This window comes from Tsukamurella pulmonis, assembly GCF_900103175.1.
In the GTDB taxonomy this organism is placed as follows: Bacteria; Actinomycetota; Actinomycetes; order Mycobacteriales; family Mycobacteriaceae; genus Tsukamurella; species Tsukamurella pulmonis.
Map to the genome: position 1 here is coordinate 3119636 of NZ_FNLF01000002.1, position 25394 is coordinate 3145029.

23 protein-coding genes and 2 tRNA genes are annotated in these 25394 nt (G+C 68.3%); 10 read left to right on the forward strand and 15 right to left on the reverse strand.

Annotation, left to right across the window (positions count from 1 at the left end; translation table 11 throughout):
- The first annotated feature begins 280 nt into the window (after positions 1 to 280).
- The 5 genes from aceE to BLQ62_RS15280 all read left to right on the forward strand — a co-directional run bounded on the left by aceE (position 281) and on the right by BLQ62_RS15280 (position 7151).
- On the forward strand, positions 281 to 3079 hold the full coding sequence (gene aceE, locus BLQ62_RS15260; RefSeq protein ID WP_414929941.1) for a pyruvate dehydrogenase (acetyl-transferring), homodimeric type: 2799 nt from the start codon (positions 281 to 283) through the stop codon (positions 3077 to 3079).
- 6 nt (positions 3080 to 3085) lie between these two features.
- Positions 3086 to 4375: a PucR family transcriptional regulator gene (locus BLQ62_RS15265; protein WP_068530051.1), complete on the forward strand. Its 1290-nt coding sequence runs from the start codon at positions 3086 to 3088 to the stop codon at positions 4373 to 4375.
- Between the two features lie 137 nt (positions 4376 to 4512).
- Positions 4513 to 5415, forward strand: coding sequence for an ACP S-malonyltransferase (locus BLQ62_RS15270; RefSeq protein ID WP_082756936.1), 903 nt, complete (start codon positions 4513 to 4515; stop codon positions 5413 to 5415).
- 118 nt (positions 5416 to 5533) lie between these two features.
- On the forward strand, positions 5534 to 5839 hold the full coding sequence (acpM, locus tag BLQ62_RS15275) for a meromycolate extension acyl carrier protein AcpM (protein ID WP_068530048.1): 306 nt from the start codon (positions 5534 to 5536) through the stop codon (positions 5837 to 5839).
- Between the two features lie 4 nt (positions 5840 to 5843).
- Complete coding sequence (locus tag BLQ62_RS15280; RefSeq protein ID WP_068568775.1) at positions 5844 to 7151, forward strand: KasA/KasB family beta-ketoacyl-ACP synthase; 1308 nt, start codon at positions 5844 to 5846, stop codon at positions 7149 to 7151.
- A gap of 180 nt (positions 7152 to 7331) precedes the next feature.
- On the opposite strand, the gene BLQ62_RS15285 is transcribed toward BLQ62_RS15280, so the two are convergent.
- From BLQ62_RS15285 to BLQ62_RS15295, 3 genes are all read right to left on the reverse strand, one after another.
- Entirely contained in the window at positions 7332 to 7751 is a 420-nt protein-coding gene (locus tag BLQ62_RS15285; RefSeq protein ID WP_068530041.1) for a pyridoxamine 5'-phosphate oxidase family protein, read from the reverse strand.
- 118 nt (positions 7752 to 7869) lie between these two features.
- Positions 7870 to 8385: a DUF3145 domain-containing protein gene (locus BLQ62_RS15290; protein ID WP_068530039.1), complete on the reverse strand. Its 516-nt coding sequence runs from the start codon at positions 8383 to 8385 to the stop codon at positions 7870 to 7872.
- A 136-nt stretch (positions 8386 to 8521) separates the two neighbouring features.
- Complete coding sequence (locus BLQ62_RS15295) at positions 8522 to 9343, reverse strand: serine hydrolase domain-containing protein (protein WP_068568777.1); 822 nt, start codon at positions 9341 to 9343, stop codon at positions 8522 to 8524.
- 207 nt (positions 9344 to 9550) lie between these two features.
- On the opposite strand from BLQ62_RS15295, the gene BLQ62_RS15300 reads away from it, so the two are divergent.
- On the forward strand, positions 9551 to 11545 hold the full coding sequence (locus BLQ62_RS15300) for a hypothetical protein (protein WP_068568778.1): 1995 nt from the start codon (positions 9551 to 9553) through the stop codon (positions 11543 to 11545).
- 21 nt (positions 11546 to 11566) lie between these two features.
- Here the strand turns inward: BLQ62_RS15300 and BLQ62_RS15305 are convergent, their stop codons facing one another.
- Entirely contained in the window at positions 11567 to 12112 is a 546-nt protein-coding gene (locus tag BLQ62_RS15305; protein ID WP_068530571.1) for a pyridoxamine 5'-phosphate oxidase family protein, read from the reverse strand.
- A 40-nt stretch (positions 12113 to 12152) separates the two neighbouring features.
- A complete protein-coding gene (locus BLQ62_RS15310; RefSeq protein ID WP_082756938.1) occupies positions 12153 to 12926 on the reverse strand; it encodes an AraC family transcriptional regulator in 774 nt (257 codons plus the stop codon).
- A gap of 47 nt (positions 12927 to 12973) precedes the next feature.
- On the opposite strand from BLQ62_RS15310, the gene BLQ62_RS15315 reads away from it, so the two are divergent.
- Positions 12974 to 13450, forward strand: a complete 477-nt coding sequence (locus BLQ62_RS15315; protein ID WP_068568782.1) for a hypothetical protein — start codon at positions 12974 to 12976, stop codon at positions 13448 to 13450.
- 43 nt (positions 13451 to 13493) lie between these two features.
- On the opposite strand, the gene BLQ62_RS23875 is transcribed toward BLQ62_RS15315, so the two are convergent.
- The 7 genes from BLQ62_RS23875 to BLQ62_RS15355 form a co-directional block, all read right to left on the reverse strand.
- Positions 13494 to 13646 (reverse strand): hypothetical protein, encoded by a 153-nt coding sequence (locus BLQ62_RS23875; RefSeq protein WP_156483209.1) that lies wholly within the window; start codon positions 13644 to 13646, stop codon positions 13494 to 13496.
- Positions 13647 to 13990: 344 nt separating this feature from the next.
- A complete protein-coding gene (locus tag BLQ62_RS15325; RefSeq protein WP_068568786.1) occupies positions 13991 to 14329 on the reverse strand; it encodes a hypothetical protein in 339 nt (112 codons plus the stop codon).
- A 751-nt stretch (positions 14330 to 15080) separates the two neighbouring features.
- Positions 15081 to 15153, reverse strand: a tRNA-Asn gene (locus BLQ62_RS15335).
- 185 nt (positions 15154 to 15338) lie between these two features.
- A complete protein-coding gene (locus tag BLQ62_RS15340) occupies positions 15339 to 16877 on the reverse strand; it encodes a hypothetical protein (RefSeq protein ID WP_068530026.1) in 1539 nt (512 codons plus the stop codon).
- A gap of 146 nt (positions 16878 to 17023) precedes the next feature.
- Positions 17024 to 17848 (reverse strand): adenylate/guanylate cyclase domain-containing protein, encoded by an 825-nt coding sequence (locus tag BLQ62_RS15345; protein WP_068568790.1) that lies wholly within the window; start codon positions 17846 to 17848, stop codon positions 17024 to 17026.
- Between the two features lie 53 nt (positions 17849 to 17901).
- The gene (locus BLQ62_RS15350; RefSeq protein ID WP_068530019.1) at positions 17902 to 18087 is read right to left on the reverse strand and encodes a hypothetical protein; all 186 of its coding nucleotides are present in this window, start codon (positions 18085 to 18087) and stop codon (positions 17902 to 17904) included.
- A gap of 101 nt (positions 18088 to 18188) precedes the next feature.
- Positions 18189 to 20117: a carbohydrate-binding domain-containing protein gene (locus BLQ62_RS15355; RefSeq protein WP_068568792.1), complete on the reverse strand. Its 1929-nt coding sequence runs from the start codon at positions 20115 to 20117 to the stop codon at positions 18189 to 18191.
- 244 nt (positions 20118 to 20361) lie between these two features.
- Between BLQ62_RS15355 and BLQ62_RS15360 the strand changes: the two genes are divergently transcribed.
- The 3 genes from BLQ62_RS15360 to BLQ62_RS23410 all read left to right on the forward strand — a co-directional run bounded on the left by BLQ62_RS15360 (position 20362) and on the right by BLQ62_RS23410 (position 22226).
- Positions 20362 to 20438, forward strand: a tRNA-Ile gene (locus BLQ62_RS15360).
- A 129-nt stretch (positions 20439 to 20567) separates the two neighbouring features.
- Positions 20568 to 21428: a hypothetical protein gene (locus BLQ62_RS23405; protein WP_139184215.1), complete on the forward strand. Its 861-nt coding sequence runs from the start codon at positions 20568 to 20570 to the stop codon at positions 21426 to 21428.
- Complete coding sequence (locus BLQ62_RS23410) at positions 21429 to 22226, forward strand: hypothetical protein (RefSeq protein WP_139184216.1); 798 nt, start codon at positions 21429 to 21431, stop codon at positions 22224 to 22226.
- Here the strand turns inward: BLQ62_RS23410 and BLQ62_RS15370 are convergent.
- The 3 genes from BLQ62_RS15370 to BLQ62_RS23415 all read right to left on the reverse strand — a co-directional run bounded on the left by BLQ62_RS15370 (position 22207) and on the right by BLQ62_RS23415 (position 25305).
- Positions 22207 to 23718 carry a tyrosine-type recombinase/integrase gene (locus BLQ62_RS15370; RefSeq protein ID WP_068568796.1) on the reverse strand — a complete coding sequence of 504 codons (1512 nt, stop codon included), beginning with the start codon at positions 23716 to 23718 and terminating at the stop codon, positions 22207 to 22209. The two genes, BLQ62_RS23410 and BLQ62_RS15370, sit on opposite strands and share 20 nt — an antisense overlap.
- Positions 23719 to 23720: 2 nt before the next feature.
- Positions 23721 to 24350 (reverse strand): recombinase family protein, encoded by a 630-nt coding sequence (locus BLQ62_RS15375; protein ID WP_068568798.1) that lies wholly within the window; start codon positions 24348 to 24350, stop codon positions 23721 to 23723.
- A 226-nt stretch (positions 24351 to 24576) separates the two neighbouring features.
- A complete protein-coding gene (locus BLQ62_RS23415; RefSeq protein WP_139184217.1) occupies positions 24577 to 25305 on the reverse strand; it encodes a hypothetical protein in 729 nt (242 codons plus the stop codon).
- Positions 25306 to 25394 lie beyond the last annotated feature (89 nt).

The window sequence follows — 25394 nt, forward strand, 5'->3', positions numbered from 1 at the left end:
GACCCATTCGTGGACACCGGTGGGAGCCTCCTCGCGTTCGCGCGGACGACCCGATGCCACCCGCATACCACTTCTTCGGTGCCAACTTACGGCACCTGCGCCCCGACGCAAGCGGGGTATACGGAACTCGCACGGCAGACCTGCTTAATTCCACCACGCGGAATACGACTGTCGAGTAGCTTTCCAATGCGGCAGGATGGGATCTGCGACACACCGCGCACTCCCTGGCAACACCCAGCACCGCCTTCGCGACCCGTGAGGAGCACCAGTGACAGACTCGATCGCCACCACCCCGGCATCCGCCCCAGGACAGGATCCCGCACCGTCGAACGACGGCCGTCCCGACCGGGTCCGCGTGATCCGCGAGGGCGTGGCCTCCTACCTACCGGACATCGATCCGGAAGAGACCAGCGAGTGGATCGAGTCGCTCGACGATCTCATCGCGACCCACGGGCCGGCCCGTGCCCGCTACCTGATGCTGCGCCTGCTCGAGCGCGCCAGCGAGAAGCGCGTCTCCATCCCGTCGCTGACCTCCACCGACTACGTCAACACCATCCCCACCGACCTCGAGCCCTGGTTCCCGGGCGACGAGGAGATCGAGCGCCGCTACCGCGCCTACATCCGGTGGAACGCGGCCATCATGGTGCACCGCGCGCAGCGCCCCGGCGTCGGCGTCGGCGGCCACATCTCGACCTACGCGGGTGCCGCCTCGCTGTACGAGGTGGGCTTCAACCACTTCTTCCGCGGCAAGGACCACCCCGGCGGCGGCGACCAGATCTTCATCCAGGGCCACGCCTCCCCCGGCATCTACGCGCGCGCCTTCCTCGAGGGCCGCATCCCCGCGGAGCGCCTGGACGGCTTCCGGCAGGAGAAGTCGCACGAGGATCAGGGCAAGGGCCTGCCCTCCTACCCGCACCCCCGGCTGCTGTCGAACTTCTGGGAGTTCCCGACGGTGTCGATGGGCCTCGGCCCGATGAACGCGATCTTCCAGGCGCGGTTCAACCACTACCTGCACGACCGCGGTATCAAGGACACCTCCGATCAGCACGTCTGGGCGTTCCTCGGCGACGGCGAGATGGACGAGCCCGAATCGCGCGGCCAGATCCAGATCGCGGCCACCGAGGGCCTGGACAACCTGACCTTCGTGGTCAACTGCAACCTGCAGCGCCTCGACGGCCCCGTGCGCGGCAACGGCAAGATCATCCAGGAACTCGAGTCCTTCTTCCGCGGCGCCGGCTGGAACGTGATCAAGGTGATCTGGGGCCGCGAGTGGGACGAGCTCCTGCACAAGGACCGCGACGGCGCGCTGGTGAACATCATGAACACCACGCCCGACGGCGACTACCAGACCTTCAAGGCCAACGACGGCGCGTTCGTCCGCGAGCACTTCTTCGGCCGCGACCCGCGGACCAAGGAACTGGTCAAGGACATGACCGACGAGCAGATCTGGGGCCTGCGCCGCGGCGGCCACGACTACCGCAAGCTGTACGCGGCCTACAAGTCGGCGATGGAGCACAAGGGCCAGCCGACGGTGATCCTCGCGCACACCGTCAAGGGCTTCGGCCTCGGCCACAACTTCGAGGGCCGCAACGCCACCCACCAGATGAAGAAGCTCACCCTCGACGACCTCAAGGGCTTCCGCGATCACCTGCGGATCCCGATCTCGGACGCCGAGCTGGAGAAGGACCCCTACCTGCCGCCGTACTACAACCCGGGACCGGAGTCGAAGGAGATCCAGTACATGCTGGATCGCCGCAAGCAGCTCGGCGGCTTCCTGCCGTCGCGCCGCACCCGGTCGCAGGCGCTCACCACGCCCGACATCAGCGCCGTGGACGTCATGCGCAAGGGCTCGGGCAAGCAGCAGGTCGCCACCACGCAGGCCGTCGTCCGCGTGTTCAAGGAGCTGCTGCGCGACAAGGAGATCGGGTCGCGGATCGTGCCGATCATTCCCGACGAGGCCCGCACCTTCGGCATGGACAGCTGGTTCCCCACGCTGAAGATCTACAACCGCCTGGGCCAGACCTACACCGCGGTCGACGCGCAGCTGATGCTCGCGTACAAGGAGAACGCGCAGGGCGTCATCCTGCACGAGGGCATCAACGAGGCGGGCTCGACGGCGTCCTTCACTGCGGTCGGCACCTCGTACGCCACGCACGACGTGCCGATGATCCCGCTCTACATCTTCTACTCGATGTTCGGCTTCCAGCGCACCGGCGACGGCCTGTGGGCGGCGGCGGACCAGATGGCCCGCGGCTTCGTCCTCGGCGCCACCGCCGGCCGCACCACGCTCACGGGCGAGGGTCTGCAGCACGCCGACGGCCACAGCCACGTCCTCGCGTCGACCAACCCGGCCGTCGTCGCGTACGACCCGGCGTTCGCGTACGAGCTGGCGCACATCGTGATCGACGGCCTGCGGCGGATGTACGGGGAGGACCCCGAGAACATCTACTACTACATCACCGTCTACAACGAGCCGATCCACCAGCCGGCGGAGCCCGAGGGCTTGGACGTCGCGGGGCTGCTCAAGGGCATGTACCTGTTCAAGCCCGCGGAGAGCGCGCACGAGAAGAAGGCGAACATCCTCGCCTCCGGCGTCACCATGCCGGACGCGCTCAAGGCCCAGGAGATGCTGACCGACGAGTGGGGCGTCTCCGCCTCGGTGTTCTCGGTGACGAGTTGGGTCGAGCTCTCGCGCGACGGCATCGAGTCGGAGAAGGCGGCCCTGCGCGATCCGGCGGCCGAGCCCCGCACCCCGCACGTGACGGCGGTGCTGGGCGGGACCGAGGGCCCGACGGTCGCGGCGTCCGACTTCATGCGCGGCACGCAGGACCTCATCCGGCCGTGGGTCCCCGGCACCTACATCACCCTGGGCACCGACGGCTTCGGCTTCTCCGACACGCGGCCCGCCGCGCGGCGCTACTTCAACGTCGACGCCGAGTCGATCGTCGTGGCCGTTCTGCTGGGCCTGGCCCGCGAGGGAGCGCTGGAATTCTCGGTCGCCGCGGAGGCCGCGAAGCGGTACCGGATCGACGACGTGCTCGCCGCCCCGAAGCAGACATCGGACCCCGGCGTAGCCTAGGACTCCATGACCGCCGATACGGGCTCGTTCCCCCTCCCCGGAAAGCCGGGGAAGGGGAGCTTCAACCGGAAGCGACCCGAGCCTCGCGACGTCCTGCCCGAGGCGATCCTGGCCCGGATCCGCCAGTACTCGGGCAGGGTCGCGACGGAGGCGGTGCGCTCCATGGAGGAGCAGCTGCCGTACTTCGCGGATCTCGAGGCCAGCCAGCGGGCGTCCATCCAGCTGGTGGTGCAGACGGCCGTCGTGAACTTCGCGGAGTGGATCGAGAACCCGAGCAACGTCGAGTACACGGTCGCCTCGTTCCAGACGGTGCCGCAGGACCTGGCCCGCAAGGTCTCGCTCCTGCAGACCGTCGAGATGGTCCGCGTGGCGATGGAGTTCTTCGAGCGCTGGCTGCCGCTACTGGCCCGCAACGAGGACCAGCTGATCGCGCTGACCGAGGCGGTGCTGCGGTACGGCCGGGAGATCGGTTTCGGCGCGGCGTCCATCTACGCCTCGGCCGCGGAGGCGCGGGGCGCGTGGGACTCACGGATGGAGGCGCTGGTCGTCGACGCGGTGGTCCGCGGCGACACCGGCGCCAACCTGCTCTCCCGCGCGGCGGCGCTGAACTGGGACCCCGTGGCGTCGGCCACCGTCATCGTCGGCAATCCCCCGCCGGACCAGAACGTCTCGGTGGCGGGTTCGGTGCACGACACCGCCCGCTCGCACGGCCGCTCGGCCCTCGCCGTTGTGCAAGGCACCAAATTGGTCGTCATCGTCAGCGGCGCGGTCACCTCCGGTGACCCGTTCGCGGATTCGCTCATGCCGCACTTCTCCGACGGCCCCGTGGTGATCGGGCACACCACCCCCACCCTCGAGGATGCGCACGCGTCCGCCGTCGAGGCCATCGCCGGCGTCAACGCCGTCGCCGGCTGGCCGGGCGCCCCGCGCCCCGTGCACAGCTGGGAGCTGCTGCCCGAGCGTGCGCTGATCGGCGACACGCACGCAGGGCGCACCCTGTACGAGCTCCTGGTCAAGCCGCTGGAGGAGGCGGGCTCGGCGCTGTCCGACACGCTCGACGCCTATCTGGACTCGGGCGGAGCGGTCGAATCCTGCGCGCGCGAGTTGTTCGTCCACCCCAACACGGTGCGGTACCGCCTCAAGAAGATCGCGGAGATCACCGGGCGCGATCCGCAGGACCCGCGCGACGCCTTCGTCCTGCGGGTAGCGGCCACGATCGGGCGTCTTGCGGCGGCCAATCCGGAGCGTTTCACCCCCGCCGCTATGACGCGGATCACAGACATCTCGCTGAACTAATCCAGTCACATATAACACTCTGGTAACAGGCAGGACTCGCTGAGCAGCACTTTTGTGGAAACCCCACAAATTCGATGAGTCAGGTTCTCAGGCTCCAACACCTTCTTTTCAGGTTCCCGGGGTGTTTCCTGGAACACGTGATTGCACTGCTCGCACCCGGACAGGGTTCCCAGAAGCCCGGCATGCTGACCGCATGGCTCGATCAGCCTTCTGCCGTGGAGCGTCTCCGCGCTTGGTCCGAGATCGCCGATCTCGACCTGGTCCGCCTCGGCACCATCGCCGAGGCCGACGAGATCACGGACACCGCCGTGACGCAGCCCCTCGTGGTGGCCGCCGCGCTGCTCGCCTTCGAGCAGATGGGCGTCCAGCCGGCCGACACCGTCGTCGCCGGGCACTCGGTCGGTGAGCTCGCCGCCGCCGCGGTGGCCGGCGTCATCACCGCCGACGAGGCCGTGCGCCTGGCCGCGATCCGTGGCCGCGCCATGGCCGCGGCCTGCGCGCTGGTCCCCACGTCGATGACCGCCGTCCTCGGCGGCGTCGAGGAGGACGTGCTCGCCACGCTCGAGTCGTTCGACCTCGTCCCGGCCAACATGAACGCCTCCGGGCAGATCGTGGCCGCCGGCACCGTCGAGAACCTCGCGAAGCTGGCCGACAACGCCCCCGAGAAGGCGCGCCTGCGCCCGCTCGCCGTGGCCGGGGCCTTCCACACCGAGTTCATGGCTCCCGCGCAGGAGGCCGTCGCGGCCGCCGCGCAGGACATCGTTCCGCGCGACCCGCAGCTCACGCTGCTGTCGAACCGCGACGGCAAGCCCGTCACCTCGGGCGCCGAGGCCCTCGCGGCCATCGTCGCGCAGGTGACCCGGCCCGTCCGCTGGGATCTGTGCACCACCACGATGCGCGAGGCCGAGGTCTCGATGGTCGTGGAGCTGCCGCCGGCCGGCGCGCTGGTGGGCATCGCCAAGCGCGAGCTCAAGGGCGTGCCGCAGGTCGCCGTCAAGACCCCGGCCGACCTGACCGAGTTGCTCGCCTCCGCGCAGTAACGCAGACCACCGAACGGACCGCCCGGTACCGTCAGACACCGCGACGCCCGTCGTCGCACCGAAAGACTCCCGTCTCCGCGAAATCGCGGGTCGGGTCACACAAGGAAAGGGACCCACTGTGGCCACCAGCCAGGACGAAATCGTCGCCGCCATCGCCGAGATCATCGAAGAGGTCACCGGCATCGAGCCCTCCGAGGTCACCCTGGACAAGGCGTTCATCGACGACCTGGACATCGACTCGCTCTCCATGGTCGAGATCGCCGTGCAGCTCGAGGACAAGTACGGCGTCAAGGTGCCGGACGAGGACCTCGCGGGCCTGAAGACCGTCGGCGACGCCGTCGCGTACATCCAGAAGCTCGAGGCCGAGAACGCCGACCTGGCTGCCGAGCTCAAGGGCAAGTACGAGGCCGAGAAGGGCAAGTAAGCCCTTGCCTTCGCTGAGGAATTTCTCGACGCTGGGGGGTGAGTTCCCCAGTGTGGTCGTCACCGCCATCGAGCTGACGACGTCGATCGGTGTCGATACCGATTCCACCTGGCAGGGACTGCTCGCCGGTAAGAGCGGCATCCGTCCGCTCGAGGGTGATTTCATCGGCGTCCAGATCCCCGATCTTCCAGTGCGGTTCGGCGGCCAGCTGCTGTCGGACCCGTCGGACGATGTACCGGAGCGGCCCGACCGCCAGTACGCCGGGGACATCAGCAAGCAGCACGTGTCGAAGCGGCGCATGTCCTACGTCGAGCAGGTCTCCCACGTGATGACCAAGCGGCTGTGGGACGGCGCCGGACGCCCGGATGTCGACCCGGCCCGCCTCGCGGCGGTGGTCGGCACCGGGCTCGGCGGCGGCGAGACTATGGTGGAAGCCGTGGACGCCCTGCGCGATCACGGCGTCCGCAAGGTCTCGCCGTTCGCCGTGCAGATGTCGATGCCGAACGGCGCCTGCGCCGTCTCGGCGCTGGAGATCGGCGCCCGCGCGGGTGCCATCGCCCCGGTGTCGGCCTGCTCGACCGGCAACGAGGCCATCGCCCACGCCTGGCGGCAGATCGTGCTCGGCGACGCCGACATCGCCGTCTGCGGCGGCGTGGAGGGCCGGATCGATTCGCCGCCCATCGCCTCGTTCGCGATGATGCGCGCTCTCTCGACCCGTAACGACGATCCGCAGGCCGCCTCGCGTCCGTTCGACAAGGACCGCGACGGCTTCGTCTTCGGCGAGGCACAGGCCCTGATGATCATCGAGACCGAGGAGCACGCTCTGGCGCGCGGCGCGAAGCCGATCGCCCGTCTGCTCGGTGCCGGAATCACCTCGGACGGCTACCACATGGTCTCCCCCGACGTGGAAGGCGGCGGCGCCGCGCGCGCGATGAACCGGGCGATGCAGACGGCGGGCCTGACCCGCGCCGACATCGCCTTCATCAACGCGCACGCCACGGCCACGCCGATCGGCGACCTCGCCGAGGCCAAGGCCATCAACGCGGTCGTGGGCACCGACGCGGCGATCTACGCGCCCAAGGGCGCACTGGGCCACTCGATCGGTGCCGTCGGCGCCCTCGAGGCCGCCCTGACGGTGCTCTCGATCCGGGACGGGATCATCCCGCCCACCCTGAACCTGGAGAACCAGGATCCGGAGATCGAGCTCGACGTGGTGCACGGTGAGGCGCGCAAGGGCGCGATCGAGTACGCCCTGAACAACTCGTTCGGCTTCGGCGGCCACAACGTGGCGCTCGCCTTCGGCAAGTACTAGACGTTTTTCGAGAGGCCGGTCGTCGGGGATCCCCCGGCGGCCGGTTTCGCGTCTCCCGGCGTCACCCATCGGCGGCCTCCCGCCGCAGAGATCGCCGGTCCCCGCAGAAGTGTCCGCTCGCCGTGCGGATTCGCGGGGCGAGCGGAGATTTCTGCCGCGGGCGGCGGATCCTGCCGCGGACTACATCGTCAGGTCGGCACCCAGCCAGTGCTCGGGCTCGAGGACCACAGTGAGGTGCTCCCCCAGCTGCCCGAAGGCGAACTCGAGGTACTTCTCGAGCTCAGCGCCGGAGAGGTAGCGGGCCGCCATCGCCCGGATCTCCGCGTCCGTCGACGGGCGCGACTCGGCGACCGGGCCCTCCACGCTCACGTACATGGTGCGCGGTTCGACGGTGTCGACCATCAGCGAGAACCGACCGGCCGCGGCGAGGGCGGTCGCCTTGCGGGAGCCGGGGGCGATGGTGATCCACGGCTTGCCGCCGGGCTCGTAGTCGTACCAGACGGGGACCGTCAGCGGGCCGCGGCCGGCTTCGGCGACGGAGAATGCGGCGACGTGGGGTTGAGCGAGGAATTCCTGTTTCGCGGACGCGGAGAGTGCCATGTTCCGATGGTGGCAGATCGGTGCGACGACTTTCCGTTCTTCCGCGGTATCCCGGTCCCGGCGGGGCGCCGTCGCCGAAGCGCCGCGCTCGCCCGCCCGGGCCGGGTTTCAGGCAGGTCTAGCTGACGGCCTGGGAGAGCCAGGTGACCTCGGCGCCCTGGCCGCCCATGCGGAAGGGCTCGAGCGCCTCGTCCCAGGCGGTACCGAGGAGCGAGTCGAGGGCGGTCTGCATGCCCTCGGGCCCCTGCTCGAGCATCATCGAGCGCAGCTGCGCCTCGCCCAGCAGGGTGTCGCCGGACGCGCTCATGGTGCCGCGCCACAGCCCCAGTCCCGGGGCGTAGCAGAACCGCTCACCGTCGACCCCTTCGGAGGGGTCCTCGGTGACCTCGAACCTGAGGGAGTTCCACTCCCTCAGGGTGTTCGCCATCCGCGCACCGCTGCCGACCGGGCCTACCCAGTCGACGACGGCACGCTGCATGCCGGGGACGGCCTCCTGCGCGGACCACTTGAGGGTGGCCCGGGCGTCGAGGGTCCTCGACAGTGCCCACTCCACGTGCGGGCACAGTGCAGCAGGTGCGGCGTGAATCCAGACGACTCCCGTCGTCACCTCTGCAAACTGACTCAGCTGCTGCATGGTTGCCACCTTCTTCGTTTCGACGAGGACGTCTTCCCCAAGCCACCTGTCGAAACGCGAGTGCCACCAGCTGCGGCCTTATCACATCGATGTAGTTATGAAGCCATTGTGCACCATGATGCGCGTGTTGCGCCAGTTACACGCCTTGAAGTTCCTGAGAAATCAGCCGGTCGTTGAACTCGGACCACAGCGGCTTCGCCCATGCGCCGAACGGTCGATCCGTCAGGATCACCGCGGCGAGTTGCAGATCGGGGTCGAACCACAGGTAGGTGCCGGCCTGCCCGAAGTGCCCGACGGTGCGCGGCGAGTTCCGCGTCCCGGTCCAGTGCGCACGCTTGTCGCCCTTCACCTCGAAGCCGAGTCCCCAGGTGTTGTTCGCGAACTTCCCGTAGCCGGGGACGAAGCCGGGCAGGCCCGGGAAGTGGACGGAGCGCGCCCCGTCGACGGTGGCCGGATCGAGCAGCGTGGGCGCGGCGACCTCCGCCGCGAACCGGGCGAGATCCGCCACCGTGGACCGGGCGCCGTGGCCCGCCGGGCCGGCGAGCTCGGAGCTGCGCATCCCCAGCGGTTCGAAGACCGCCTCGCGGAGGTAGTCCGGGAAGGCGATGCCCGTCTCCTGCTCGATCAGCCGCGCCATCACCTCGTAGCCGTAGGAGCTGTAGATCCGTTGCGCGCCCGGCTCGGCCTGTACCGCCGCGGAATCGAATGCGAGCCCCGAGGCGTGGGATAGCAGATGCTCGACGGTGCTCCCCTGCGGACCGGCGGGCTGCCGGAGACCGACCGCCTCCTCCTCGATCGCGACGAGCACGCCGTACGCCACGAGAAGCTTGGTGACGGAAGCCAATTCGTACGTCTGGTCGACATCGCCGTGCACGTCGACGGTGCGCATCGCGTCGGTCCGCAGCAATGCCCCCGCCGCATTGTCGACGGGCCATTCGGCCAGTTCCGCGAGGCTCATGCACGTCCTTCCACTCGTTCCGCTCAGCCTATCGCGCACCCGTAGCGGAACCGAGGTTCCCTGAACTGTGGCACAGCGCGCACACGCAACGCCCGTTCCTCAAATTTGCTGTGGCACAAAGTGAGTTATTCACAGCTTGGACAGTCATATCCTCAGCGCGGATGTCCGATTTCGGTGTCTGCATTTCGTTCGAGAGGAACCCCCATCATGAGTGCGAAGCATCGCAAGGCCTCGGCGCTGGCCGCCAAGCGCACCGCCGTCGCCGCGACCGCCATCGGCGCCACCGCGGGGATCAGCCTGATGGGTGCGCCGGCCCAGGCCGCGACCGCGACCCCGCCGGACTACAGCGCGGCGATCAGCGACTACTCGCACGCGCTCGACAACTTCCTCAGCGCCGCGAACAACGTCACCGGCAGCGTCGGTTCCGCCTGGAACCCGATCGCCTCCCAGGCCGGCGGGATCCTGCCGACGTTCGGCTCGTCGTTCACGAAGGTCGACGTCACCAAGATCTCGAGCCTGCCGGACGTGCTGCGCAACATCGCGGGGCTCAACCTTCCCACCGGAGTGCCCGGCGTCGTGCCGAACGTGGTACTCCCCGGCGGCGCTCAGCTCGATCTGTCGAAGATCCTCCCCACGACGATGCCGGGCGCGTCCCTGCTCAACGGTGCGGCGTCGGTCCTCGACGGTGCGCTGGGCCTGCCCGTCATCGGGCCGTACATCGAGGACCTGCCCGCACTCAGCGAGATCGTCGACGGGCTCACCGCGACCCAGAGCAAATTCACCAGTTCCTACGCGTGGAAGCTCCTACAGCTGAGCGGCACGACCAACGTCCTCAACACCTTCGTCCAGACACCCAGCGGCCTGGCTCTCAAGAAGTTCGTCATCCCCAACCCCATCCCCGGGCTGCCCGACATTCCACTGGGGCCGCTGAGCATCCTGCCCGAGGGGAGCCTGCCGTCGGGCACCGTCTGGCTCCCGCAGGCCGACGGGACCTACACGTTCCCGCTCGGCGCCAAGGCCGGATGGTGGGCCGCGGCTCCCACTGCGGCGCTGAAGATCCCCGGTTGGCTCGGCGGATCGGAGACCGTGCTGTCGGTCCCGATCGGCGCTGCCGGGGTGGAGCTGCCGCTCGGTCTCGTCAAGGCCGGAACGCTCGGCGCGAACGTCCTGCTGCCGACGGGCAACGGGGTCTACTCCCCCATCGGCCTGACCATGACTAACGTGAACTCCGTTCTCCCCGTCGGCTTCACGAACATCAACGTGACCACCGGCAACTACATCGGCACGAACGGGATCAACCTCAACAACGGGCAGAACCTGCTGCTCCTGCAGAACCCGCTCGGCGTCCCGCTGCCGATCCTCTACGGCCTCGGCGGATTCAACGTCGGCGTGGAGGGCGCCGGGATCACCTCGCCGTCGCTGTTCGGCATCAAGCTGTTCTCGGACAACCTGTTCCAGGTGGGCGAGCAGACGGGGCCGAACTCGAGCGCCGGCCTGATCCCGCCCGGAGTCCTGCCCACCGATCCGCTGAGTCAGATCGTCACCGGCGTCACCTCTCCGCTCGGCGCCGATTCGCTGACCCACCTCGTGGGCCTCGATACCGTCATCAAGCCCGTCATGACGGCGTTCGGGCCGGTCTACGAGGTGTTCTCGTCGGTCGTGCTCACGCCGATCTCGGACCTTGCGACGCAGCAGTACGGGCCGATGATCAACAAGACCGCCTCGGCGATCCTGGACCTGTCGAAGCAGGCCTCGGAGCAGTCCGCGAAACTGCCCGGCACTGCCACGAGTACGGACGCGGGCACGGCCGCCCGGACCGCGACCTCCGAGACCATCAGCACGGACTCGACCGACGAGGTGGCGAAGAGCGGCGGCGAGCACAGCATCGACAACGGCGGCGAGCCCTTCCCCGACCTCCTGGCACGCCTGCGGAGTGCGCCGGAGGACGAGGACGCCGGCACGACGCCGGGCACCCCGGCGCCGGCCCCCGAGCCCACGACCGAACCGTCCACCCCGGTGACCGAGCCCGAAACATCCACCCCGGTGGCGGATCCCGACCCGGCATCGTCGACCGAGAGCCCTGCGGCCGAGGCACCGGAACAGACGGCGCCGTCGGAGTCCGCGACCACGGAGGCTGGTGACGGCGACAAGGCCGGCAGCGACACCAGCGAGACCGACGACGCGGGCGACGAGGCCGCCTGACCGCGTCGCCGGTTCGCCGGCCTACCGAACGGGGATTCCCGTCGGGAAGCCGTCGATGCTGTGGGTGTTGCGCTCACGGTGGTAGCGCTCGATGCCCTCGTCTCCCTTGTTCTCGGCCCACGAACGCATCAGCGTGCGCTGGCCGTCGTACTCGTAGAGCGGTACGCCGAACCCGCACGAGGTCTGCACGAGATCGACGGTCGTGTCGAAGACGTTGCGTGCGCCGGGCATCGGCGGGAACAGGGCGACGAGGTCGGCCCACTCCGGATCGCCCTCGTGGATCGCGCGGGCCGTCCCGAAGAGCCGCAGGATCAGCGGCTTGCCCTCGAAAGCGCAGAACATCAGCGTGATCCGCGGATTGCGCAGCAGGTGCGCGGCGGTCTCGTTGCCGCTGCCGGTTCCGTTGAGCCAGACCACGCGCCGCGGCCCGAGGACGCGCAGCGAGTCGAGCCCCTTCGGGGAGACGTTGACGCGGCCGTCGGGTGCGGCGGTGCCGACGAAGTACATCTGCTGGTCCGCGATGAACTCCTGCAGCCGGTCGGTGATCTGCTCGTACTGGGTCGCCATGCGCACAGTATGGCCGCCGCCGGCGCGGCCGACCACCGGGTTATCGCGCCCACCCGATCGGCTCGCGGGCCACGATCAGACGCGCTCCAGTGCCGAGCAGGGCGGTCGCGGTGAGCCCGAACATCGCGAGGAAGGCATCGCTGAAATGCGACGGCGACGCGAAACCCGCATCCGCGGCGGCGCGCGTGAGATCGGAGCCCGCCGCGATCGATTCGGCGGCGCGCAGCATCCGCGCCCAGCGGCGGTACCGCCGCAGGCTCGTGCCGGTCTCCCTGCCGAAGAGACGCAGGAGGTAGTGCGCCGAGAGGTGTTCGGCCTGTGCCAGCGCGGCCGCGCTGCCGGCCGGATCGGAGCGGATCCGCTCGACGGTGCGCCGGATCCTGGGTTCGGGCGGCGCCGCGGCTCCGAAGGCGGCGTCGAACAGCGCGACACCGGACGGCCTCGGCGCAGCACACAGGCGCAACAGCTCCGCCTCGGAGCGGTGCGCCGTCGCCAGGAGGCCCGCTCGGGTCATGCGGCTCGCCAGCTCGCGAGCCCGCGCCGCGGTCGCGTCGTTGTAGCAGAACAGGATCCGCGAGCCCGGCGCCGCGACGACGCGGTGGACGGTCCGCGGCGGCACCAGCACACTGCGTGCTACCACGCTCGCCGATCCCACCTCCACCTCGAGCGGACCGTCGATCCCGACGACCAGGCAGTGCACGGACGCAGAATGGGCCGCGAGCCCCAGGGCCGGCCCCAAGTAGAGCGCCGTCGCGGGCGAGACCCAGAGCACGCCGGGAACTGCGCACGTTTCCGGAAGCGAGGGCGCGGTCATCTCTCCGATGCTAGGAGCATCATTCGCCGACGACCGGAGGAACGCCCGTGACCACACACCGCATCACCAGTGCACTGCTCGCGACAGTGGGGATCGCGCACCTTCTCCCCGCCACCGCCGCCCGCTCCCGCCGCCGCGTGGAGCGCACATACGGCGTGAGAGTCGCGGATCCGGGAACGGAACTCCTGCTGCGGCATCGCGCGACGTTCTTCGGGCTGGTCGGGGCCGCGCTGCTCGCCGGTGCTGCCGACCCGCGGTGCCGATGGCCCGCGATCGCCACGGGGGCGGCCTCGGTGGCCTCGTTCCTCGCGCTCGCGGGCCCGACGGACGCCCTCAGCCCGCAGCTGCGGCGCGTACGGGACGTGGACGTCGTCCTGCTGGGGATGCTGGGGGCCGCGGCCGCCTGCGAGGCCGTGGGCGGGCACCACGGTGCAGGAAACAGAAAAGCCGCCTCCGAAGAGGCGGCATTCTTGCTCCCCCAACTGGACTCGAACCAGCAACCCTTCGTTTCAGTGTCGAGTTGAGCCCCATGTTCGATGGGTTCTCCCGTTTCGGCTGCGGCCCTGGTCAGCCCACATTCTGGCGGTTCCCCTTGCCCTTCTCGCGATCATCCCCGGGGAGTGCATTCCGCACGCCCGCGTCCCGAGCACTCATCCCGTGCTCGCAGGCGGTCAGCGCCTGTTCAAACATCGGGCGGATCTTGCGGTCGGTGATCCGCACATCGCGAAGCCCACGCTTCTCGCGTCCTCGATGCGGCTCCCAGGCCGAACGGAACTCACCTCGGCTGGTCTGACACAGCAGCCCTCGCGGGGCTTGGCAGCGTGGGCAGGCATCCCGTCGATCATGAGTCCTTCGATGGAGCTGTACACGATATCGTCGCGGCTGAGCACCAGGTCCAACGCGTGCGCGCGGTCGAGGAACTGCTCGACCTCCGCGTTCATCGAAGCGGGGATCACGGACAGCAGGTGAGCGGGCGAGGCCGGCATGGGATCACGGTAGCGCGCAGGGCCGACGTTTTCGGTCTCGTCACCGAGAAGTCGATCGACTTCGACGCGGTTCTACAACTACTTGCCGCCGATGTCGGTGAGCAGCTTCTGCATCTTCGGGGTGACCACACGCGGGTTCGCGAGGTACTGGTCCACGTCCGCCTTGTCCAGGGCAACCGCTCCAACAACTTGCAGGCGCTTATCAGCCTCCCCGAGGAAGTACGCCGCCCATGTCCCCTCCGCGATCTTCGGGAATCCAGGCATCGGACACTGCGCGGTTCCGTACGTATGCCCACGGAAGCCGCTCGGGAGCTGTCCACGGATCGCAGCCGAAGAACGGATGCCAAACTCCGTGGCCGGGTAGTCCTGCGCGGTCTGGATCGCCTTCACACTTTCGGCCTGCCCGAGCACGATCACACTGGTTAGACTGTTCATCGACTTCGCGCTGGTTGCGGAGTAGTTTCGAAGCATCTCATCACTTGCGTTGCCACACGGAGATGCCGACGGCGACGAGGAAGATGGACCGACAGGCGGCTCAGCCGACGCCCCACACGCGCTCACCATGGTCGAGATGAGAACTAGTGCTGACGGTAGGACCGATCTGCACGCAAACACGACTCGAAGTTTCGGATCTGACTCGAACTCTTCCACAGTGCATCCCTGACTCGACAACGTGAATACCCGGACGCTAGCACCACTAACGGGCGGTGTCACGACATCAAGCGGGGACATGACAACCGTCCTTGTGAGCGGGGCTGTCCACGCGAGCATGATCAGAGGCATGACAACCGTCCCGGCGGAGGCAGCGCGAACGCGGCCTCCCGTGGGACTTGGTGTTCCCGAGCGCGGTGGGGACACCACAAGGTGAGAGCAACGTGCACCGTAACTGGCGCGCAGCGCGCGGAGACGACCTCGAATGGGTCGTGCCGCACACAAGTGCGCAAGACGGTGGTTACCGCCGTGGAGCGGCACCTGGGCCTCGAAGCAGCGGCCCGCCAGGCGGGGCACGCGGGGACCGAGGTCACACGGCCTCACTATGTCGAGCGCAACAAGATCGTGCCCGACCACACCGAGGCTCTGTCGGAGTTTTCACGCCGTATTGGCGCCGTAGGCGACTGAAACGACAAGAGGCGGGGTCCGAAGACCCCGCCTCATCTGCAATTACCTGCTCCCCCAACTGGACTCGAACCAGTAACCCTTCGATTAACAGTCGAATGCTCTGCCAATTGAGCTATGGGGGATTGAACTTGACCGAGAAGAGACTCTAGCGCATGGGCGACCGGAGAGGCCAATCGCCTGGTCAGGGCCTTACGGCGGCAGCACGCCGGACGTGCTCCGGGGGCGCGTCACCCAACGGCCTCGGGGAGGCCCGCGGAGCGCGGATGCGCACCGGGGACCTCCCCGAGGAACGTGGTTCAGTGACCGACTACGAACCGGTCGTGCAGGTACCCGCCTCGACCTGGGCCGGGGTGCAGGTGGTGGCCGGCTTGGTGGCCCCCTGCGTCTTCGTCCGGGTGGCCGCCTGCGGGGTCGCGGTGGCGGCAGGGGTCGTGGTGGTCGGCTGAGCCTGCGTCGGCTGCGTCTGCGTCGGCTCCTGCGTGGGCTCCTGCGTCTGCGTCTGCGTCGGCTCCTGCGTCTGCGTGCGCGTCGGCTGCGTCGTCTCCTGCGCCGGGGCGGTCGGACGCTGGGCGGGCTTGGTGGTGGTCGTGGTGGCCGCACCGGCACCGCCGGTCACCGTCGCACCTGCACCACCGCTGACCGTCGCGCCCGAGCCACCGGTCACGGTGGCATCGGCGCCGCCGGTGACCTTCGCGTCCGCACCACCGGTGACGGTGGCGTCCGCCTTGCCGTCGACGGTCACGCGGTTGCCGTTGTCGGCGCTGGGCTTGGCGACGGTCGCCTCGACCGAGGTACCGATCGCATCGTTCAGCGACGCGGTGGTGCCGGCCTGGATGGTCGCGCCCTTGAGCGCCGACGCGGTCGGAACGGTCACGTTCGCATCGAGGTTGACGTTGCCCGCCACCTTCGCGCCGGGCAGCGCGGTCACCGGGGTCACCTTCGCGGAGGTCGGCAGCGCGGCGAGGACCGTGCCCGGGAAGACGGGCGCCGTGGTGGTGGTGGTCGTCGTGGTCGTGCTGGAGGTGGTCGTGGTGTAGATCGGGGCCACGACGCGGGCCTGGTCACGAACGTCGATCACGCGACCGGGGGTGACCGCCCAGACGGGGTAGTACGGCTGGTCGTACGCGGGGTTCACGCGGCGGTACGGGTTGTTGCCCAGGTTGAGACCGATCGAGACCGAGATGATCGGCTGCGGCTTCGGCTGGGTCCAGCTCTTGGGGTACACCCAGAACACCGGAACGTCGACCTTGAACTCGGCCGAGAACCACGGCTTCGGGTAGTCGGGGCGCTGCCACGGCTTGGGCTGGCCCGGCGTCCACGGCTTCACGCCGAGCTGACGGCCGTAGAGGGTGTAGCAGGTCTGAGTCTGGGTCTCGGTGCTGACGCGGCCGCCCGGGTAGGTGGACGTCTGCTTGTAGGAGCCCGTCTCGCAGATCTGCTGGAAGACCTCGATCTGCTGCGGGGTGTACGACCAGGGCTTGTAGTTGGCGGGGCGCACCATCGGCGCGGGCGGCGCCGGCTGCGGTGCGACGCGCACGCCCGGGATGGCCGGGGCCGGCGGGTAGTAGACGGTGGTGTTGTTCGACGTCGACGTGATCGTGCCCTGCGGCAGACCCGAGTTGGCGACGGCCTGCGCGGCGACCGCGTTGCCGACCATCGTGACGCCCTGCGGCGGCACCGCGATGCCGTCGGTCTGGAAGGCGCCCGGGTTGGCGGTGAACTGGTCGCCCGTCACGGGCGAGAAGGCGACGGGGCTGTCGCCCTCGGTCGACTTGCCACAACCGGCGAGGAGGCCTGCGGCGGCCACGACCGCGAAGGACGCGGCTCCGATCTTCTTCGTGTTCATGTGATTCCCATCCTTGGAAACGGAGACGGGGCGCGCAGGCCGCCGCTGGACTCTAGGACTCAAGTCACACGCTCTATACGGAGCGGGACACGGTTCGTTACAGCCCGAGCCGACCGAGGGGTGGAATTCAGGGAGAACCCGGAGGTTCAATACAGCGGGCGCACAGAGAAGACCTGTAGCTTCTGCGGGGCGCCCTTCGCTTTGAATCGGCGCGGTCGCACCTGGTAGCGGGCCTTGTCGGCAATGCTGAACACGGTTTCCGAGGCCAGGACCTCTCCCCCGTTCGCCGCCTCCGCCACCCGCGCGGCGACATTGACGTCGACGCCGATCAGGTCGCCCTTGACCCGGCGCGGCGTGCCGGTGTGCAGGCCCGCTCGCAACGTCGGCCGGTACCCCTCGGCCACGTCGATGGCACCCACCGCCTCGACGATCTCGAACGCCGCCTCGATGGCGGTGTCACCGTCGAAGGCGACGAGGGCACCGTCGCCCATCGTCTTGACCACCACGCCGCCGTGTCGCGCGACGAGGTCGGCGGTGGTGCGGTTGACGGCGTGCAGCAGACGGACGATCTCGTCGTCGGTGCGCTCGAGCGCCCAGCTGGAGAAGGCGACGAGGTCGGTGAACAGGATGGTGATGGGCTGGGGCGGCAGGTAGTCGCGGTCCCGGCGGCTGATCACCGCCTGCCAGGTCGCGGTCGCGAGGTTGCCGAGTTCGCGCGTCACCGTCGGTTCGTCGCCGACGATGCGGTCCAGCAGGCTCGCGAGCCGCTCGGTCGACTCGGCGTCGGGGTGGAACAGATCCTTCTTCGGCCCACCCGGCAGGTTCTCCCGCGCCGCACGCACGAGCCCGGCGGCGGCCGGGCTCCGATTCGCGCGATGGGCGACCCGCGCGCCCTTGGCCAGCAGTTTCCGACTCCTACCGGGTTCTGCGGCGGCATCGTCGTCGGGCACCGGGCGGGGGTCGTCGGCCATGGACCGAGACTAGACGGGCCTTCGCGGGGTGACCAGTACGGTGTGCACCCGGGTCAGGACGGCGCCCACCGCTCGGGGTGCGCGCCGTGTCGCGCCGCACAGACGTACACGTCCAGTTCCGCGGCGGACGTGAGCACCGCCTTGACCAGGCGCCACAGGCCGAGGCCCGCCCGGCGCCCCGCCGGCGGCCGGATCCCCAGATTGAACTCGCCGGTACGCACGTCGTAGTGATCGAGCACGCGATCCCCCTTATGTCCGATCCGAAAGTGACCTGGCCCACAGGTTAGGCGCCGTTCTCGCGTCGCGGGAGGAATCGGGGCAGGACGCGCCGGCGAGTCCATCAGCGTTGCTGCTGACACCCCGGATCGTCGGCCCGGTCGAGATAGATCTGGGGCGAGGAGATCGCGGGCGCCAAGAACCGGATGTGCCGGATCAGGGCGTCCGGCAACGATTGGACCGGCTGCGCGTAGGTCGTCCCGTCGAGCGTGCTGCGCGCGTACAGCGTGAACACGTCCGCGTGATCGGCGTTGAATCCGCCGTACACCTGCAGAGCACGGGCCACCATGAGCTGGAACGGGGTGAGGCCGAACCGGGACAGATCGAGGCTCGGGTCCAACTGCATCCTCGTTCCCTGCGGGATGCCGGTCGCGACCGTGCCGTCCGTCCTGGTGCCCGGGTACGCGTAGTTGGGAGCACCGAGAGGCAGGGCGTAGCGCAGGGCGTGGTCGATGACGCCGGCCGCGACGTCCTGAGGAGTGATCATGCCCGCGAGGTAGGAGAACTCGCCGCCCGCATGACCGGCCCCGGCGACGTGTCCCCCGGAGCCGGTGTACACGCGGTAGCTCGCCGATGCGTTCGCCGAGAGCGCCTGCGGATTGAAGCTCTGGAACTCGTAGAGGCAACCGGTGGCGTCGTCGATCACGGCCAGGTGCGCATCCGCGTCCTGTGTCGGGCGGTAGGAGGGCAGATACGGGATCGTCAGCCGGCGCTTGCTGTTGACCAGGAGGATCTCGGCGGTCGGCGTGCCGGGCGGGGCGTTGTAGACCGTCGTCGTCCATTCCCGGCTGTTGATCGAGAGCCGGTCGTTGCCGGCGTCCACCCTCGAGATCCATCCGGCGCTCCGGGGATCGACCGCGGCGTTCGGCGGCACCGGTTGGTTCCAGAACGAGTCGGCGGCGAAGTAGTTCCCGTTGTTCGACGGTGCGCTCGGCGTAGCGCGCGGGAAGGCGACGCCGAACTGCGCGATCCCCGTCGTGTGGGCGAAGCTCACCCGGACGCGATGCTGCCCGGCGGAGACCGACCGCAGGGAGTTGGTGGTCCCCCATCGCGGCGTCGGGTTCTCGAAGACCACCGCGTCGTCGAGCCAGATCCGAGCACTGACACCGCCGACGTTCGCGGAGACGACGTAAGTCGTGGTCTGAGGGAACTCGATGACGCCGTTGTAGTCGACCGAGAAGTTGTCGGCGTTGACGCCGGCGAGCGGCTGGCCGGTGAACAGCCCTCCGGGGGCGTTCTCGCACTGCACCGCGACCGGCGTCCCCGTGGCGGTCGTGTTGTTGAAGTACCGCGCCTGGAACTGATTGACCGGACAGCCCGTCGGCGGCAGGGTCGTCGTGGGTGTCGTCGGCGGCGTTGTCGACGGCGTGGTGGTCGGCGGCGTGGTGGTCGGCGTGGTGGTGGGCACGACCGTCGTCGTCGGCACCACGGTGGTCGTCGGCACGCCTGTCGTCGGGGTGACGGTCGTGGTCGGCACGACGGTCGTCGTCGGGGTCGGCGTGGGGGTCGGCGTCGGCGTCACCGCGCCGTCCCGCACCGTCACATCGGCGACGTAGAGGTTCCGGTCGCAGAACCACCACCGGTAGTCGTTGACGAACTCGATGGTCACCGGGCTGGCCCCGACCTGCGCGCCCAGCCCGACCGCGTACGTGTTCCACCCCGACGCCAGGGTGATCGTGGCGAGAGTCGCGCCCCCGCGCTTGACCGCCATCACCGGCGCCCCGCGACAGATCTCTCCGCGCGCACGGACTTCCAGTTTGCCGCCGCCGTTCGCCGTGGTGACGGGGATCGACACGGCCCCGTTGCTCCACAGCTTCACGACGTTGCCGGCTCGCCAGTCGGAGACCTGCCCGCCGGCGCTGGCGGGCGTGACCGTCATCCCCGTAGGGCCGATCGTGGTGTCGGCGCGCGCGATCGCGGTCAGACCGGTGGTAGCCAGGGCCGCGATGAGGGCGGCGATGGTCAGTCGGATGGACCAGGTACGTCTGGTCATGGCGGACTCCTCGGGGTGCTCGCTGGCTTGAAGCATCGTCGGAGGCCCTGAACAGCGTCAGAACCATCCGCCCATCTAATGGCATAGAACCACATGCGCAACAATCGCAACAAGCTTCACGCATATTGATTGCAATTGCAATTGCTCTGGGGTGACACCCACGTCCGCGCGGCCCAGTGTTAGGGTTTTCGCGCTGGTCAGGAGCGATATCGGCGTAAGCACTCGCACGACACCAGGCCTGCACGGGGCAGTAGCTCAGTCGGTTAGAGCCGCGGACTCATAATCCGCTGGTCGCGGGTTCGAGCCCCGCCTGCCCCACCACATCGCCGCAGGTAGCGGCCTGTTTCACCCAGCGTCGATTACTGGTCGCGCCGCCCGTGCTACCCCCGTGCTACCCAAGGCGCGCGGGTTTGGGTAGGTCTCGCCGGTAGCGCGTGAGACGATCGGTCCATGAGCGAAGAAGCGGCTGGAACTTGGCTACCGTTCGGCCTGGATGCTGACGACGAAGCCGGGTACTCTGCACTCCGCGAAGACGTTCCCGAGTGGCTGAGCCCATCTCTGTGGTCGTGGATCAAGACCGAGATGTCCACCTACGGCGGCCAATTCAATCGAGAATCCGCGCGGGCCTGCGAGCGGGCTCTCAGAACGACCATCAACTACGACGGATACGTGCTCGACAACGGCGTCTACGCACTCAGGACCGCCTTTGGCGAATCTTCACTCGACACCTGGAAACTCGTTGATTTCCTTCTGTCGATCAGTCAAGTCGATGGCGGCTACATCCCTGAGTTGGAGCTAGACCAGATGCTCACGCAAAGCGGTAGCGCTTGGAGAGTTGGACTGCGCAGGGGCTCCACCGGCCTTGTGCGTCGCGTTCCCGAAGGAGTAGCCGACGCCGCCGAACGAGCATTTCAATATGGGGACGCGGGTCGCCGCCTCGCCAAGGCGTGGGAAGCGATCTACGGCCTAAGCCCCAATCCATCCAACGGATACAGCCTCGCAGTCAAAGCCGTCGAGGACGCGGTCATGCCGGTGGTGTCTCCAAACGATCAAACCGGGCATCTCGGTAAAGCTATCGGATCAATCGCGAATGGAACTTGGACCCTTCCCCATCTACGGGAAGACACCCGCGCACCGTCACACGACGTGCTCGTTTCAATGATGCGGTTGCTCTGGGTCGGCCAGCACGACCGACACGGCGGCCCGTCCTCGGTCGGCGTACCGGAAGTCACGCAGCAGGAAGCCGAGTCGGCGATCGCGCTTGCCGTCACGCTCGTCGACTGGTTTTCGACCGGGAAGGTACAGCCGTAGATGACCGAGCCCTTGAAAGTGGAAGTGCTCAATAGCGCGTCATGGTGGTTGCCGTGGCTGCCCGTACTGGGATCCCTGCTAGTTGCGGTTGCTGCCGTTATCGGTGTCGTGATCAACAACAGGACCAATCGTGACGCAATCGACGCGGCTAATGAGCGGGCCAATGACGACCGGTCGGACGCGGAACGCCGAGCGAATGAGGACCGCACAGCCGCCGAGAAGCGCGCGACAGACGATCGGGTCGAGGCTGCCAGACAAGCGGATGAGCGTGGCAAAGAAGACCGCGTTCGCGACTTTCGGACGTGGAAGCGTGATCGAATCCTAGAAATTGCCACCGACGTCGCGGAGTCGGCGATCGGGGCCGAGGATGAGTATCGGCGGATCGCATCCTCTCACGAAATTGACGCAAACTCAGTTGCGTCGTTTTCTAGGGTCGCTGACCTGACTCAGCGATGCGAGCACGCGGCAGCCAAGCTCTCGATAATCGGCGAGCACGATCTGGCTGAACTCGCACGAGCGCTACGAGTCGCTGCGAATGACGAAGAGCTTGTGCTGGCTGTCCATCGTATGAATTTCATCCACCGTGAGAGGCGACGTTACGAGGGAGAGTCTGACGGCGACAGAGCGAGGCTCGGTGACGAGCGCGACGCACTCGCACCCTCCCTCGAGCACCTCCTGCGGCAGGTAAACGAAGCTCGCGCCTACTTTCAAGCAGCGGCCGAGTCCGCTCTCAGAAGCACCACTCACCCAGCCGTGGAGCTAGACCTGGCGCCGCTACCTATCGTCCCCCGCGCATAGCGACAACCTTTTGGATCAACTGCAGATTCGGAGCCGGAGCCGCCAGAGGACGAGTAAGGGGCGCTTGCTTGCCGCCTTCGGCCTCGGAGATGTAGTCGGCGTAGACGGTAAGTGTAGTAACGAATGATGCGTGGCCTAGCATCTTGCTGACCTGCATGTAGTGCTCCCCCGCCGACAAGCTCAGCACCGCGAACGAATGCCGCAGGTCATGCCAGCGGGCGGGCGGTAGGTCGAGGGCAGCCAGGGCAGGCGCGTAGTACCGATTGGAGACGTTGTCGGTGTTGATCGGCTCCGTCCACTTGTAGGTAGCGGCGATCTCGGCTGCGCGGATCTCGGCTCGCTGCGCGGCCACTTCGGGGGTGTCGTCGTCTATGGGCGTCGGGTCGCCGAGCTGCACGCCTGCCAGCTTGGCCTCCGCGCGCGTCATCCGGCCGGGGAACAGCGGCGCGGACGGGTCCAACCGTCGCGGGTGCCCCGCGAGGTAGGTGCGCAGGTCGTCGGCCAGCCAGCCGTCCAGCGGGACCACGCGGGTGGACCTAACCGACTTGGGCGTGCCGGTCACCCACTCCCCTCCTTGGCGGGTCTTCGTCCGGCTGACCGAGACCATCCCCATCGCGCCCTTCTGGCGCGGCAACGTGACGTCGCCAATCTCCAGCCCACGCAATTCGCCGGCCCGGAGTCCCGTGTAGGCGCTGAACGTCACCGCCAGCGCGTACACCGGCTGGAGCTGCACCGTGGTCATGTAGTCGGCCACCGCTGCGATCTGCGCGGAGGTGAGCGGCAGCGCCTTGAAGTCACGCGGCTTGGCGTCGTCGCCTGTGGCGATCTGCGCGGTGCCAGCGTGACGCGGCAACGGCACCGAGTGCACCGGGTTCGCCTTCAATGCTCCGTCAATCACCGCCAGATCGAGGATGCGACGGAGGATGTCGTACGCCTTCTTCACCGTGGACCGGCTCAGCGTCACCATCTGCGGGGTACCGTCGGCGTTCAGCTTCGGCGTCGGGTTCCCGGATCGCGTGTCGGGGTTGCGGGCCGGACGCGGCGACAGCATCGCGGCGCGAAAGTGCCGTACGTCGGCAGCCGTGATCGTCGCGGTGGCCTTCTGCCCGAACGGTTCCGCCAGGTACCGCCGATAGATCGCCTCGCCCTCCTTGATGCTGCCTGGCTTCACGGTGCCCTGCTGCGACTTGAAGAATTCTGCCGCGTAGTGGCCCATCGGCAGGGTTCCCGCTACCCGCTGATCTGCGAGCTGGGAGACGGTGCCACTGTGCTTGGCGCTATTGAGCTCGTCGCGGCGCGCCTCGGCCAGCTCTCGCGTCGGGAACGTCTCCTGCCGGTTGGTCGTCTTCTTGCGTCCGTTCGGCTTCGCCGGGTCTACCGGAATCGGGAGGCCGTTCTCGTCGCGGACCAAGTCCTTGAACGTGACGCGGTAGGTCGCGACCGGCTTCCCGCGACGACGCTCGTTCGTCTCGTACTTGGTGATCCACGCCATGATCAGGCTGCCTTTCCGTTGATGCGGGCCAGGGCGCGTCTGACCGAGCTGTAGCTCCATTCGGTGCCGCCCTTGGCGGTGGGGATTCCCTCGTTGGTGAGCGTGCTGGCGATCGCCTTAGCGCCGAGCCCCTGCGCTGCGAGCACCTGGATGCGCCGCTGAGCCGAAACGCTGATGAGGCCGGGGTCGCCCTTGCTGCGCTTCTGGTCCAGGGCCTCGCGGGTGCGGGTGCCGATCTTGCGTCGTTCCTCTGCCGCCACCGCCAGGCGGACGTCCGCAACAAGACGCTGACTCGGGTCGCCGCTGTCTGCGCCCTCGCAGTCCAACAATCGCCAGCCGTAGTCGTTGGCTCGCTTCATGATCTGCGCGGCGTCCAGCTGGTCGCGGGTGACGCGGTCCAGAGCGCGAACGAGGAGTCCTTGCGCCACTCCCGATTCCACGGCTGCCACGGCGACCTCGCGCCCGAACATCGCGTCGTTCTTTGCGCCGCTGACCACGTCCGTCGTGACGGTGAGTAGTTCGTGGCCGCGAGCCGCGCACCACTGTGCGAGCGAATCGCGTTGCGCTTCGAGGCCGAGGCCGCTCTCGCCTTGCCTGTCCGTGCTCACTCGCACGTACCCGATGACTCTCATCCGTTGCCTCCTCGCCTGCGGCGTCCGAGGGGTGCGGGCTGGGCCGCGCCCCTTGCACCCCACCTTACCTCGTACATACGTTCGATGATGTGGTGAATACTGCTGCGCTGTCGAGTGATTCGAGTACCGCTCAGCATCGTTGCAAGCGCTGACGCCACACACCCCACACCCGTGGGCCCAACTGCCCCGCCATGCCGCCCACGGGGTAGCCAGGCCGCCGGGATTGCTACTTGGTGCGGCCCCGCCGTGTGCCTGTGGGCGCGGGCGGCGGCGTGGTGGCGCGGAGCTGCGCGAGGGCGGTCTCCATGTCCATCAGTCCCGTGTCGCGTGCTGTCGGGTTCGCCGGCTCCTCGCGGGGTCGCAGACGTGGCGTGGGTGCCTCGTCGTCCAGGTCGGTGGTCTGCGCGTCGACGATCTCACCTTCCAGCCAGTCGGTATTCGGGTCCTCGGCGTCGGGCACGCCACGCTCTGCGCGGGACGCTGCGCGGCTGCCACCAGACAGGACAGCTCCCAGGACGTCCTCGAACGCCTTGCTGGGACCCACCTCGACCTCGACCGCGGTCTTGGCGCTGAGGCCTGCTCGGTCGAGCGCGTCCTTGATCGCGGCCAGCTTCACGTTGTCTGGAGCGTTGTCACTGACGGCTAGCTTTAACAGCTCCTTAGCCACGCGATCTGCGGCCATCTCCAGGCGGACGCGGGCAGCACGGCGCACATGCCCAGACGCGCCGCCATGAGCACGGCACACCGTCGCCCCTTGGATAGCTAACCTCCTGCATCGCTCGCCCGACTTCTTATGCGCCACACAGCGAGCGGCGTCGTTCTTCGCGAGCATCGCGTCCCACTCGGCTGCTGCCTCGGGCGACGTCCTCGGGCCGAGCTCCTCCCAGACCTCGAACTCGGGATCGTCGGGATCGGGTACCCATCGGCCTTCCATGCCGTCGATGTGCTGGCTCATCCTCTTGTCCTTTCAAGCTGGATTCTGTTGCTGTCGAATGCCTCCAGGCCGTCTCTGCGCGGGCTGCGGGCAAAACGGCCCCAAAAGCG